This is a genomic window from Stenotrophomonas sp. TWI819, assembly GCF_039673075.1.
Lineage (GTDB): Bacteria > Pseudomonadota > Gammaproteobacteria > Xanthomonadales > Xanthomonadaceae > Stenotrophomonas > Stenotrophomonas rhizophila_B.
The window spans coordinates 19,638-33,128 of the sequence record NZ_JBDJKY010000007.1 but is presented as its reverse complement, the minus strand read 5'-3'; the positions used below and the strand labels follow the sequence as shown (position 1 = coordinate 33,128).

11 protein-coding genes and 1 pseudogene are annotated in these 13,491 nt (G+C 65.6%); 9 read left to right on the top strand and 3 right to left on the bottom strand.

The features are described 5' to 3' along the window. Nucleotides 1–25: 25 nt before the first annotated feature. Complete coding sequence (locus ABE463_RS11145) at nt 26–1,342, top strand: hypothetical protein (protein ID WP_123730598.1); 1,317 nt, start codon at nt 26–28, stop codon at nt 1,340–1,342. 50 nt (nt 1,343–1,392) lie between these two features. On the opposite strand, the gene ABE463_RS11140 is transcribed toward ABE463_RS11145, so the two are convergent. The 3 genes from ABE463_RS11140 to ABE463_RS11130 form a co-directional block, all read right to left on the bottom strand. Further along, the gene (locus ABE463_RS11140; protein WP_346468212.1) at nt 1,393–2,730 is read right to left on the bottom strand and encodes a sigma-54 dependent transcriptional regulator; all 1,338 of its coding nucleotides are present in this window, start codon (nt 2,728–2,730) and stop codon (nt 1,393–1,395) included. Between the two features lie 248 nt (nt 2,731–2,978). Beyond that, nucleotides 2,979–3,740, bottom strand: coding sequence for an NlpC/P60 family protein (locus tag ABE463_RS11135; protein WP_346468326.1), 762 nt, complete (start codon nt 3,738–3,740; stop codon nt 2,979–2,981). 146 nt (nt 3,741–3,886) lie between these two features. Then, nucleotides 3,887–4,426 carry a C40 family peptidase gene (locus ABE463_RS11130; protein WP_259259603.1) on the bottom strand — a complete coding sequence of 180 codons (540 nt, stop codon included), beginning with the start codon at nt 4,424–4,426 and terminating at the stop codon, nt 3,887–3,889. Between the two features lie 111 nt (nt 4,427–4,537). On the opposite strand from ABE463_RS11130, the gene ABE463_RS11125 reads away from it, so the two are divergent. The 8 genes and pseudogenes from ABE463_RS11125 (at nt 4,538) to ABE463_RS11090 (ending at nt 13,406) form a co-directional block, all read left to right on the top strand. Next, complete coding sequence (locus ABE463_RS11125; RefSeq protein ID WP_346468211.1) at nt 4,538–5,017, top strand: peptidylprolyl isomerase; 480 nt, start codon at nt 4,538–4,540, stop codon at nt 5,015–5,017. A gap of 83 nt (nt 5,018–5,100) precedes the next feature. After that, nucleotides 5,101–6,348, top strand: a complete 1,248-nt coding sequence (locus tag ABE463_RS11120) for a DUF418 domain-containing protein (RefSeq protein ID WP_346468210.1) — start codon at nt 5,101–5,103, stop codon at nt 6,346–6,348. An 8-nt stretch (nt 6,349–6,356) separates the two neighbouring features. Further along, nucleotides 6,357–6,512, top strand: a pseudogene (locus ABE463_RS11115) (amino acid dehydrogenase); the annotation flags it as partial. Further along, complete coding sequence (gorA, locus tag ABE463_RS11110; protein ID WP_346468209.1) at nt 6,509–7,864, top strand: glutathione-disulfide reductase; 1,356 nt, start codon at nt 6,509–6,511, stop codon at nt 7,862–7,864. The pseudogene ABE463_RS11115 and the gene gorA, both read left to right, overlap by 4 nt. A 76-nt stretch (nt 7,865–7,940) precedes the next feature. Further along, nucleotides 7,941–8,861 (top strand): DMT family transporter, encoded by a 921-nt coding sequence (locus tag ABE463_RS11105; protein ID WP_346468208.1) that lies wholly within the window; start codon nt 7,941–7,943, stop codon nt 8,859–8,861. Continuing rightward, nucleotides 8,858–9,220 carry an MGMT family protein gene (locus ABE463_RS11100; protein ID WP_346468207.1) on the top strand — a complete coding sequence of 121 codons (363 nt, stop codon included), beginning with the start codon at nt 8,858–8,860 and terminating at the stop codon, nt 9,218–9,220. The genes ABE463_RS11105 and ABE463_RS11100 overlap by 4 nt, the downstream gene beginning before the upstream one ends. Before the next feature lie 89 nt (nt 9,221–9,309). Continuing rightward, complete coding sequence (locus tag ABE463_RS11095; protein ID WP_346468206.1) at nt 9,310–9,984, top strand: rhomboid family intramembrane serine protease; 675 nt, start codon at nt 9,310–9,312, stop codon at nt 9,982–9,984. A gap of 380 nt (nt 9,985–10,364) precedes the next feature. After that, nucleotides 10,365–13,406, top strand: coding sequence for a carboxypeptidase regulatory-like domain-containing protein (locus tag ABE463_RS11090; RefSeq protein WP_346468205.1), 3,042 nt, complete (start codon nt 10,365–10,367; stop codon nt 13,404–13,406). Nucleotides 13,407–13,491: the final 85 nt, after the last annotated feature.

Below are 13,491 nucleotides of genomic sequence, written 5' to 3'. Positions count from 1 at the left end.
GTCAACACAACAGTGGGCCAAGGCAATGCACACGATGATCCGCGCGACACCGCTGGCGCTGGCGGCGCTGGCACTCATGGCGGCTGCGTCCGCCCAGGCACAGGCGCAACAGCCTGCGCCCAATGACGAGGCCGATGTCAGGGCACTGATGGCGCAGCTGGAAAGCCTCAAGGCCAACTATGCGCAGGAAGTGCGACGCCTGCGCGAGCTGGACATGCAGGTGCAGGCGATGCAGGCAAGGCTGACCGGCAAGACCGCGCCGGTCGCCGGTGCCGCACCTCCACCGCAACAGGCCTTGCCGGCTGGCACGCCTGCAGCACCGGCCAGCGCCGACGGTTACGCCAGCTCGGCGGCCGAAGCGCAGCAGGCCAAACAGGAATCGCGACGCAGCGTGGATGACGTCAAACAGCAGCAGGCCGCGCTGTTCAGCCGCCGCTTCACCATCGAAAACAGCCTGTCCTATGCGCGCTATGACCGCAAGCAGCTGAGCCTCAACGGCTTCCTCGCGCTGGACGCGATCTTCCTGGGCAACATCGCCATCGAGAATGTCGAGTCGGACACGCTCACCTACAACCTGGCCGCGCGCTGGGGCGTCAGCCCACGGCTGACCTTGAATCTTGATGTCCCGTATCTGGCGCGCAAGACGGTGTTCCAGAAGGGCGGTGCCGGCGGTTCTGCGGCCGCCATCGCGCAGGAGGAAACGACCGGCAATGGTATCGGCGACGTTGGCGTGAGCGCCAACTACCGGCTGTTCGCCGAGCGTGGGCGGCTGCCGGAAACCGTGCTGACCGTGGGCGCGACCGCGCCGACCGGGCGTGCGCCGTATGGGCTGGACTGGAAGGTGCTCGAACGCGATGACGATGACTTCATCCGCTTCGCCGTGCCCGAACAGCAGCCCACCGGCAATGGCGTCTGGCAGGCCAACGTCGGCCTGTCGGCGGTGAAGACGGCCGATCCGGCGATCCTGTTCGCCAACATCGGCTACATCCATTCCTTCCCGCGCAGCTTCGATGACATCGACGCCAACCCGGACACCACCAACCCGGGGGATGTGAAGCTCGGCGGTTCGTATTACTTCGGTGCCGGCGTGGCGTTCGCGTTCAACGAGCGCACCAGCCTGAGCATCTCCTTCAGCGACAAGCTGAGCGCGCGCGCGTCCACGCGGTACAAGAACGGACAGTGGCTCAAGGTGATCGGCAGTGATGCCAACGCCGCTACGCTCAACCTGGGCATCACCTACGCGCTGAACCAGAAGACCACGTTGGTGAGCCTGCTGGGTATCGGCCTGACCCCCGATGCACCGGACTTCACCCTGGCCTTCAAGGTGCCGTATAGCTTGTGAGCCAACGGCAGGGTCGCGCAGTCCACGGGTTCTACGCGACGGTCCGCGGGTCAGCGCAGTTCGGGTAGTGCCAGTTGGTGCTTGCGGCAGAGCCGGTAGACGGTCACCCGGGAGACCTGCATCTGGCGGGCGCAGGCGGTGATGTTGAAATCCGCCTGGCGCAGCGCATGCAGCAACGTCTCGCGTTCGGCCACCTGCTTTGCGCCTTGCAGGCCGCGCTCGGCGGTGGCCATCAGCGGTTGCGTCAATTCCAGGTCCGCTGCGGTGATGAGCTCGGCATCGCTGACGATCGCCGCACGCTGCACCCGGTTGAGCAGCTCGCGCACATTGCCCGGCCAGCCGAACCGCTCCAGTGCCTGGACCGCATCGGCGGTGAATCCGCGCGCACGGGTGACATGGCGGTGCCGGAAGCTGGCGAGGAAATGGTGGGCCAGCAACGCGATGTCGCTGCCGCGCTCGCGCAGCGGCGGCAGTGGCAGGCGCAGTACATTGAGGCGATAAAAGAGGTCGCGACGGAAGTGGCCTTGTTCGACCGCCTTCTCCAGATCCACGTGGGTGGCCGCGAGCACGCGCACATCCACTTCCAGCGGCCGGTTGCTGCCGACGCGCTCGACGGTCCCTTCCTGCAGCACGCGCAGCAGATTGGTCTGCGCATCCAGCGGCAGATCGCCGATCTCATCCAGGAAGACGGTCCCACCACTGGCCGATTCGAACAGGCCCAGCCGACGGGTCGCTGCACCGGTAAAGGCGCCGCGCTCGTGGCCGAACAGCTCGGACTGGACCAGCGCTGCCGGGATCGCGCCGCAGTTCACCGCCAGGAACGGACGCGCATGACGTGCGGACAGCGCGTGCAGGGCCTGGGCGGCCAGTTCCTTGCCGGTGCCGGTTTCGCCGGTGATCAGCACCGGCAGATCCACCGGCGCGTACTTGCGGATTGCCGCGCGGGTGACCTGCAGCACGGCGCTGTCGCCGATCAGGGACTGCGTACCGTGGGTGGCGGGCAGGGGCTCGGCACCCGCCAACTGCTGCAGGCGTTGGACGACGCGCGGCAGATCGATCGGCGCGGTGTAGGTATCCACGCAGGCGGCGAGCAGTGCATCCAGCACCGGCGAGGGACGCAGTGGGGCGGCCGGCAGCAGGGCCAGCAGGCTCATGTGACGGTGGTCCACCAGTAGCTGCTGCAGATGGGCCAGGTTGGCCGGGACCACGGTGCGCAGGTCCAGCAGGCCCACGACCTGGTCGCTGCCGCGCATGCCGATGCCCGCGCATTGTTCCGGGGCCACGCCCCGCACCTGCCAGCCGGCCGCAGCCAAGGTGGCCCGTTCAAGCGGGAGAGGTTGCCCAAACCAGATCACACACCGGGCAGGAAAATCGGGGACAGCCGCCATGCGTCACCTTGTCGACGAGAAGCTCGGGCGGTGTCTGCTGCCTGATCGGTTGCCGCGCACGTGCCGCCCCACGTCCGGGTCCGTCCCCCGCCGCAGCGCACAGGCGCCCGGCGTGTCGCCGGCCGGGAAATAGACGGTGACAGAGAAGGGAACGCGGATTGGGTGGGTCAGCGGCCATCGCCGGGCAGCCCAAAGAAAAAGGCCGCTGCGGGGCAGCGGCCTTCGATCTGTGGGTTCAGCAGGGCGCGTCAGAGATCGACGCGGCGGGCCTGCATGAACTTGCCGCCCCAGTAGCCGCTGACCAGGCTGTCGACGCGGACGTCCTTGCCGGTGCTCGGGGCATGCAGGAAGCGACCTTCGCCGACATAGATGCCGACATGATCCACCCGGCCCTTGCGGCCGAAGAACACCAGGTCGCCAGCAGCCAGGGCGTTGCGGTCATTGATCAGCTCGGCGGCGCCGTCATGGGCCATCTCGCGCGACACGCGCGGCAGCTCGACGCCCAGCGCGGTCCGGAACACATAGCCAACCAGGCCGCTGCAGTCGAAACCACTGTCCGGCGAGGTGCCACCCCAGCGGTACGGGGTGCCGAGCAGGGTCATCGCACGGCGCAGCAGGGACTGGACCTTGCCGTTTTCGGCGGCGTCGCCGGCCACGGTAATGGCGCCGGTGCTGGCGTCGTAGTTGGCGAGCAGGCGGCTCAGATCACCGGCGAACATCGCCGAGCGATCCATGAGCGGGATGGTGTCGTTGGCCGCCAGGTGCGGAAGCAGGGCGGCGAGGGTGGCGCTGGCAGCGGCATCGGCCTTGCTGCGGGCCGGCGCATCAGCCTTGGGCTTGGCCGGCGCGGGTGACTCGGATGCGACAGTAACGGGGGTTGCAGCGACCTCGGGGGCCGTCGTCGGTGCGGACTGGGCCCATGCCGGAAGGCTGGCCAGGCAGAGCGCTGCGGCGATGAAGGCGGGTCGGGCGCGACGCCGAAGGGCGGCGGTCTGGCCTTTGCAACTCAGGTCGTCTGTCGTCACGCGGCGGTCACTGAATAAAAACGATGGGTGATGATGCCGTGTAAGCGCAGTGATTAGGTACAAATTCCGTTAATTTTTCGTTTACAACTATGTGATCTATGTCACAAATTTAGCCCTTACCCCTGTTCAGCTTAGTTAAGGACGCGTTTCGCCCCGGTGTAGTGGTCCTTCCAGTAAGGTCCGCCCAGCGAATCCAGCCGGACCGTGCCACCGGTGCTGGGGGCGTGCACGAAGCGGCCTTCACCCACATAGATGCCGACATGGAAGACGTTGCCCTTGTTGCCGAAAAACACCAGGTCGCCTGGTGCCAGGCGCTTGGGCTCGATCTTCGGTCCCTGCACGGCGGCCAGATCACGCGAGGTGCGGGGCAGGCGCAGATCCAGCATCTCGCGGTACACGTAGGCGACCAGGCCGCTGCAGTCGAAGCCGGATTCCGGGGTGTTGCCGCCGTAACGGTACGGCGTGCCCACCAGTCCGATCGCGCGCATCAGCACCGCGTTGGCCGCCTGCGGGTCGTTCGGGGTCACGCTGGGCCAGACCTGGGTGGAGGCGGGCGGTGGGGCCGGGCGGGTGGTCTTGCCGCCGCCACAGGCACTCAGCAGGGCGATGATCGCCAGCAGGGCCAGGCGGCCGGGCAGGCGGGTCAGGCGCGAAACTGGCGTCATGTGCATGTTGTCCGGATAATGCGCGACCTTAGAAGGCCGTCATGATGGCGGCGTATCCGGCAGGCCACAACCCGCCTCACCCGTCTGCCCTCGGCAGTCTCCAGACCAGAGTTGCGCATGAAGATCGAAAAAGACCGCGTCGTCCGTTTCCATTACACCGTCGCCGAGCAGGGCCAGGAGCCGATCGAGAGCTCCAAGGACCGTGATCCGCTGGCGATCCTGATCGGCCACGGCAACATCATCCCGGGCCTGGAAAACGCCATGATGGACAAGGAAGCCGGCGCCACCTTCGAGGTGGACGTCAAGGCGACCGACGCCTACGGCGAGCGCCGCGAAGGCCTGACCCAGCGCGTGCCCAAGAAGCACTTCGGTACCTCCAAGCTGATCCCGGGCCAGCAGGTCGTGCTGCAGACCAACTTCGGCCCGCGCGCCGTGACCGTCGAGAAGGTCGGCATGAGCGTGGTCGACGTCGACCTGAACCACCCGATGGCCGGCAAGGACCTGCACTTCAACGTCGAGATCATCGACGTGCGCGAAGCCAGCAAGGAAGAGATCGAGCACGGCCACGTGCACGGCGACGGCGGCCACCAGCACTGAGTGCTGCGACCCCTCGTTGATCCAACGGCCCGCTTCGGCGGGCCGTTTTCGTTTGTGCGGCAGGCCCTCGTGCGCACGGCATAATGGCGGCCCTGGTCAGCGGATTGCCTGTGAACGCAGCTTCTTCTCCTTTGCAGCCGGTGGGTGCCCACGAGCGCATCGCCGTCATCGACATCCTGCGCGGCTTCGCATTGCTGGGCATCCTGCTGATGAACATGGAGGCGTTCAGCGGTCCGCTGGACCTGTCCTTCACCGGCATCGATCCGCATTGGCAGGGCGCGGACTATTGGGCCGATGCGGCCATTTACGTGCTGGTCCAGGGCAAGTTTTTCACCCTGTTCTCGCTGCTGTTCGGCGCGGGGTTCTCGGTCATGGCGCAGCGCGCCGAAGTGGCTGGCCGCGCATTCGCACCGTTCTATCTGCGCCGCAGCGCGGCCCTGCTGTTGATCGGCCTGTGCCACGCGCTGCTGGTGTGGTCCGGCGACATCCTGGTGATTTACGCGTTGATCTCGATGCTGTTGCTTGCCTGTCGCGAGGCACCGCGCAGCTGGCTGCCGGCGATGGGCGCCATCAGCTATCTGGGCGCAGCCGCCCTGGTGATGTTGCTGGGCGCGTTGATGAGCTGGATGGCCAGCATGGAGCATGCCCAGGAACCCCTGCGCGAGGCCATTGCCCAGGCTCAGCGGACGATCGAACTGCAGCGGCAGGCCTACGCGCACGGCAGCTGGGGCGAGGCGGTCGGCCAGCGCGTGCGTGACCTCGGCGCGATGCTGTCGGGCATCTTCGTGATCGGCCCGGAAGTGCTGGGCATGTTCCTGATCGGCAGTTGGTTTGCCCGCAGTGGCGCGCTGGCCGCGCCGGATCGTTTCGCGCGGCTGTATGCACGGCTGCGCTGGATCGCGTTGCCGGTGGGCCTGGTGCTGATGCTGGGCAGTGCGATCTGGCACCCCTATCAGGCGCCCGGCACGCTGGATCTGCGTGGCGGCGTGGCGTATGCGATCAGCGCGTTGGCCGGGCTGCTGATGTGCCTGGGCTACCTGGCCTGGATCGTGCACTGGCGCGCGCGCCTGCAGGTGCTGGCACCGATGGGGCGGATGGCGCTGACCCATTACATCGGCCAGTCGCTGGTCTGCACGTGGGTGTTCTATGGATACGGACTTGGCGTGTTCGAGACGATGCCGCGGCTGTGGCAGATTCCGTTCGCGCTGGCGCTGTTCGCGCTGCAGGTCCTGATCAGCCATGTATGGCTGCGCTACTTCCGCTTCGGGCCACTGGAATGGTTCTGGCGTGCGATGACCTATCTGCAGTGGCCGCCGCTGCGCCGGGCCTGAACCCGTGGGCGCCCCCGCGGCACCCTCACGTCTGGATCGCGGCCGGCCATGGCATGCTCGGAACGCGCATGCGCGTCGGCACCGGCCAGTGGACGGCATAGCTGATCCACGGCCGCACGCCGACGATCGATCCTGCCCCTTACCGAGTTGAGCGATACCAATGACGACGCACTACGACTATGACCTGATCGTGCTGGGCGGCGGTTCCGGCGGGCTCGCCGCGGCCTTCCGCGCGGCGCAGCACGGCCAGCGCGTGGCGATGCTGGAGCCGGGCGAACTGGGCGGCACCTGCGTCAATGTCGGCTGCGTGCCGAAGAAGGCGATGTGGCTGGCGGCCGATCTTTCCGGCCGTATTGGTCTGGCCGCCGCAATGGGCTTCGATGTGCCGGTGCGCCCTTCGCTGGACTGGAAAGAACTGGTGGTGCATCGGCAGGCCTACATCGCCAACATCCATGCCAGCTATCTCAAGCGACTCAATGAGAACAAGGTCGTGCGTGTACCGCGCCGTGGTCGGTTGGTGGATGCGCACACCGTGGAGTGCAGCGATGGCGTGCGCATCAGTGCGGCTCACATCCTGATCGCGACCGGTGCGTATCCGCAGCGGCCGGAGATTCCCGGGGCCGAGCTGGGCCTGGTGTCCGATGACTTCTTCAACCTGTGCGGCGCGCCCGAGCGCGTGGCCATTGTCGGCGGTGGTTACATCGCGGTGGAACTGGCCGGGCTGCTGCAGGCGCTGGGTAGCCGGGTGACACTGCTGGTACGTGGCGAGCGGCTGCTGGAGCGCTTCGATGCAGAACTGACCGCACAGCTTGCCGAGAACCTGCGCCACCAGGGCGTGCAGATCCATTTCGGTTACCGCCTGCGCGAGCTGCAGCGTGACGGCGATGCCGTGGTCGCACTCGGCCATGATGGCCCGGCCGATGCGCATTTCGATGCGGTGTTCTTTGCCACCGGCCGACGCGGCAACAGTGCCGATCTGGGGTTGGAAGCGCTCGGCGTGGTGATCGGTGACAAGGGCGAGGTCGAGGTCGACGCGTGGCAGACCACCGCGGTACCCAGCGTGCACGCGGTGGGCGACATCGCCGGCAAGGTTGGCCTGACCCCGGTGGCGATAGCCGCGGCGCGCAAGCTGATGGACCGCCTGTTCGGTGGCCAGCCGCAGGCCAAGATGGACTATGAGAACGTGGCCAGTGTGGTGTTTTCACACCCGGCGCTCGGTGCGGTGGGCTTGAGCGAAGAAGAGGCCTGCGCGAAGTACAGCGACGTCCGTGTGTACCGCAGCAACTTCCGCCCGATGCTGCAGGCCTTGGCCGATGGCACCCAACGCAGCCTGTTCAAGCTGGTCTGCGTGGGCGAGGACGAGCGCGTGGTCGGCGTGCACCTGCTTGGCGAGTCTGCGGATGAAATCCTGCAGGGGTTCGCGCTGGCGGTGAAGATGGGCGTGACCAAGGCCCAGTTCGACGACACCGTGGCGATCCATCCAACCTCGGCAGAAGAAGTCGTACTGATGCGTTAGCCGTGGGTGTGGGGCATGCGACAATTGCAGGCCCCCCTGCTGCCCAGCCGCCTCCGCGCGGCTGTCCGTCGTCCTGATGACTTCACCCGCCTCCTCGCTGCCCACGTCCTCCAGCCGCATCGCCGCCGGCGGCATCGCCTTGGCCGCGATCGGCGCGATCGCGGCCTCGGGCAAGGCGGTCATCGTCAAACTCGCGTATCGGCATGGGGTGGATGCCACCACGCTGCTGGCCCTGCGGATGCTGATGGCGTTCCCGCTGTTCGCGGTGCTGGCGGTATGGTCGGCGCGGCGTGCGCCGGCATTGTCATGGGGCGACCGCGGGCGCGTGATGTGGCTGGGCTTCACCGGCTACTACCTGTCCAGCCTGCTGGATTTCCAGGGCCTGCAGTACATCAGCGTCACCCTGGAACGGCTGATCCTGTATTTGAACCCCACGCTGGTGCTGCTGATCAGCCTGGTCCTGCTGAAGAAGCGCCCTGGTCGCTGGCAGGTGGCGGCATTGGTGCTCAGCTATCTCGGCGTACTGCTGGCCTTCGGCCATGACCTGCAGCTGGAAGGCGGGCGCATCGTGCTGGGCAGTGCACTGGTGTTCGCCAGTGCGCTGAGCTACGCGCTGTATCTGTTCGGCAGTGGCCAGGTGGTGGCGCGGATCGGTGCGATCCGCCTGACCGCCTATGCCAGCTGCGTGGCCTGCGTGTTGTGCGTGCTGCACTTCGCGGTGCTGCACCCGATGTCTGCGCTGGGCCAGGCACCCACACCGGTGTATTGGCTGTCGCTGATCAACGCGACGGTCTGCACGGTGCTGCCGGTGATGGCGATCATGCTGGCGGTGAAGCGGATCGGCTCGTCGCTGGCCGCCCAGGTGGGTATGCTCGGTCCGGTCTCCACCATCGTGATGAGTCTATGGCTGCTCGACGAACCCATGGGACCGTGGCAGATCCTCGGCACGGCCCTGGTCCTGCTCGGCGTGCTGCTGGTCAGCCGGGTCCGCGCGTGAACGCGGCCGCCGTGGGCGATGACCCGGCGGCGCAGGCGCGTGCACGGATTCTGGCGGTGATCCATGCGATCCCGCGCGGGCAGGTGATGGGCTACGGTCAGGTCGCCGCCAAGGCGGGGCTGCCGGGCAGGGCGCGGCTGACCGCGCGCGTGCTGGGCATGAATGACGACCCGGACCTGCCGTGGCACCGCGTGCTGCGCTCCGACGGGCGCATTGCAATGCCCGAAGGCTCGGCTGGCTGGAAGGAACAGAGCCAGCGGCTACGCGACGAGGGCGTGGTGATCGAACGGGGGCGGGTGAAGGGCATGCCGGTAGCCGGCGCCAACGATCTGGATGCCGCCCTGTGGGGACCGGGCTGACGCTGCCTGCCGGTTGAACGCGGGCGCCGCCGCGCAGATGGCGGCCGGGCGCTGCGGCTATGATGGGTGCAGTTCCAAAGGATGCCCCCATGTTTCCGCGACTGCCTACCGTCACCAAAGCGTTGTTGATCGCCAACGCCGTGCTGTTCCTGCTGCAGCAGCCGTTCCTGCTCGGCAACGGCACCTTCGAGCCCTTCATGCTGCAGCCGTTGGGCGGCGGCTTCGATCCGTTCTCGCCGGGCGGCAACTTCCAGCCGTGGCAGCTGCTGACCTACGGCTTCCTGCATGGCAGCTTCGGCCATCTGTTCTTCAACATGCTCGCGCTCTTCATGTTCGGCGCGCCGTTGGAGCAGACCTGGGGCGAAAAACGTTTCCTCATCTATTACCTGACGTGCGTCGCCGGTGCCGGTCTGTGCCAGCTGGTGGTCGGCATGATGCTGGCCGATCCGGCCACGGTGCTGGGTGCTTCGGGCGGCGTGTTCGGTCTGCTGCTGGCCTACGGCATGCTGTTCCCGAACCAGCGGGTGATGCTGCTGTTCCCGCCGATCCCCATGAAGGCACGCACGTTCGTGATCGTGTTCGGTGCGATGGAGCTGATGCTGGGCGCCACCGGCTGGCAGCCGGGCGTGGCCCACTTCGCGCATCTGGGCGGCATGCTGTTCGGCTGGCTGCTGATCCGCTACTGGCGCGGCCAACCGCCGTTCAACAACCGACGGCCGCCGGGTCCGCCGAAGCGACCCAATCACCTTCGCAGCATCAAGTGAGGCGTTGAAGTTGCGATGCGCCTTGCGCCCGGACTGGCGTAAGGCGGCATCGTCGTGTGCGCCGTCCTGCACATTGATGCTGCTCATCATCGGGCGGGCCTGATCCGCAATCAAATGATGGAAAATGTGAGGGGCGTCTCATAATGAGATAAACAAGTGAGACTTATTATCTCAACATGCCTCGGATTATGGTCGGGAATCGCCTGTTTACATTAAGTTTATTTAGTAAAAGGCTTTTGATTCAATGGCTTGTGATCTTATTCAGCTTGGATTGCATCTCGCGAAATAGTGAAATTAAGATCGGGTTCAGTTGCGGAAAACGTCATCCAGCCGCAACGCTGTTGACATCTCTGTATGCAACCCCGACTCAAGGACACTCCATGACACGCAGCATCCCGGCCAACCGGCTGAAGCGCACGGCACTGGCCGTTCTCCTGACCTCTTTCATCGGTGCCGCCGCCGCGCAGAGCACCACCGGCTCCGTCTACGGCACGGTGCCGTCCGCCTCGGGCACCACGGTTGTCGTGCAGAGTGACACCGGCCTGCGCCGCTCCGCCACGGTCGATGCCAACGGCCGTTACACCTTGGGTTCGCTGCCGGTGGGTCGCTACACAGTGACCCTGCAGCGCGACGGCCAGGTCGTGGAGAAGCGCGACAACGTGCAGCTGATCGTCGGTGCCGGTACCGAAGTGTCCTTCGGGGGGGGCGGTGGCAACGCCGGCGGCGAGGCAACCAACCTCGGTACCGTCAATGTGACGGCATCCAACGTGCCCAAGATCGACGTGAGCAACACGGTGTCCCGTTCGGTGATCACCTCCGAGCAGCTGGATGTACTGCCGCTGGGCCGGAGCGCGGAGGCCATCGCGCTGCTGGCGCCGGGCGTGGTCGGGGGCAGCGGTGCCTTCGCCAACGGCTCGCGCTCGGTACTTTCCTTCGGCGGCTCCAGCGTCAGCGAGAACGCGTATTACCTCAATGGCTTCAACGCGACCAACCCGCTGAACAACCTGGGGGGCGTCAGTCTGCCCTACGGTTCGATCGATCAGCAGGAGACGTTCACCGGCGGCTATGGCGCAAGCTACGGCCGCTCCACCGGCGGTGTGATCAATCAGCTCGGCAAGCGCGGCACCAACGAATGGCATTTCGGCGTCCAGACCACCTGGCAGCCGGATTCGCTGGCTGAATCGCCCCGCGACATTCTGTATCCGGATCGCGCGCTGCAGGAAGGGTATGAGTTCCAGGATGCCTCGCTGCCCGGGACGCTGTACCGCTCGCGCCGTGGCGACAAGGCGACCCGTACTACCTACAGCGGCTATGTCAGTGGCCCGCTCATCGAAGACCGGCTCTTCATTCACCTGGCGGCCGAGCAGGATAAGTCCGACGGCGTGTCCACCGCATCCATCGAGTCGGCGCAGCAGTCGCGCAGCCACTACACCATCGATACACCGAAGTTCTACGGCAAGATCGACTGGAACATCAATGACAGCAACACGCTGGAATACACGCGTCTCCAGAACACGGACCGCTACGATGCCTATTACCGGGACTACGATTACGAGACCCGCAGCGAGGGCGAGCGCACGGGTACGTTTGCCAATACGACGAAGCTGAAAGATACCTACGACATCTTCAAGTTCACCAGCTACCTCACCGACGACCTGACGCTCAGCGCATTGTGGGGGCGCAGTAAGCAGGACAACCTGGACTCCAATCCGCTGAGCTCGGGCAACCCGTTCATCAGCGGCGCCAACAGCCAGGATCCGTCGATCACCGGTGGTACGCCGATCCGCAACGATCAGCCGGCGATCAATGACAAGGCCGACAACGCGGGCAGCATTTCGCGTGGGCTGCGCGTGGATCTGCAGTACCGCATCGGCGATCACGAGATCACCGGTGGTATCGACAACATGACCTTCCAGGGGAACAACGAAGGTGAGGCGATGACCGGCCCCGGCTACGCCTGGATCTACTCGCGCATCGCCCCGGGTTCGTCACCGGCACCTGGCTTCGATATCACCCCGCCCGGTGGCGAGGGTTACTTTGTGCAGAAGTACATCTACTCCACCACGACCAGCATGTCGCTGAAGCAGAAGGCGTACTACCTCGAAGACCGCTGGCAGGTGACGCCGAACTGGCTGCTGACCCTTGGCGTGCGCAATGACAAGTTCACCAACTACAACAGCGCGGCCGTGGCGTATGTCGAAAGCGGCGACCAGTGGGCCCCCCGCCTGGGCGCGGCATGGGACGTGTTCGGTGATTCATCGCTGAAGGTGTTTGCCAACCTGGGCCGCTATTACCTGGCGCTGCCCAACAGCGTGGCCGTCCGCGGCGCCTCGGCGTCGACCTATACCCGCGAGTACTTCACCTACACAGGTATCGACGCCAATGGGAATCCGACCGGTCTTGGCGCACTGGGGCCGGGCCCGGTCTCGGCCAACAACGAGTATGGACAGACGCCGGATCCGCGCAGCGTGGCGCCGAGCGATCTGAAATCGCAGTACCAGGACGAGTTGATCCTCGGCTTCGAGAAGACCCTTGGCGCGTCGTGGAACAGTGGTGCGAAGGTCACCTACCGTCGCCTGCAGACCGCGATCGACGATACCTGCGATTCGAACCGCATCAATGACAAGCTGGATGCCATGGGCGTGGATTCCAGCAATCTGGAGGTGCCCGGCTGCGTGATCTTCAACCCGGGCAAGACCAACACCTTCCTGGTCAAGAAAACCGACGGCTCCGGCTACGTGCCGGTGAGCATGAGCGCGGCGGACTGGGGGCTGGGCAGCAACAAGGCCAAGCGGGATTACGTGGCCGTCGATCTGTTCGTCGAACACCCGATGAGCAACAACTGGTATGGCCGTCTCGACTACACCTGGTCGCGCAGCTTTGGCAACACAGAGGGGCCGGTCAAGTCGGATATCGGGCAGGACGACGTCGCCAAGACGCAGGACTGGGACTCCTCGTACCTGATGGAATACGCCGGCGGCTATCTGGCCAACGACCGTCGTCACCAGTTGAAGGGCTACGGTGCCTACCAGTTCACGCCGGAGTGGACGGCTTCGGCGACGCTGCGCGTGATGTCCGGTGCGCCGAAGAGCTGCCTGGGGTACTACGGCGCTGACCAGGGTGACCCGATCAACTACGGTTCGTCCTACCACTACTGCAATGGCAGTCCCTCGCGTCCGGGTGATGCCGGCCGCCAGCCGTGGACGACGCGCGTGGATCTGGGCGTGATGTATCGCCCGGCATTTGCCGAGCAACGCCTTGGTTTCGCGCTGGATGTCTTCAACGTGCTGAATCAGCGCCGCCAGCTGCAATCAGACGTGACCTACCAGGAAGGCCCCAACACGGTCTCCAACCTCTATGGCATCGGGACCTACTTCACCGCGCCGCGTTCGGTTCGGCTGACGGCGTCCTACGACTTCTAACGTACCGCGTTCCTCTCCAAGGCTTGTCTTCGACCCCGGCGCTTGCCGGGGTCTTTTTTGCCTGATCACGCGGTGCTTGGACACA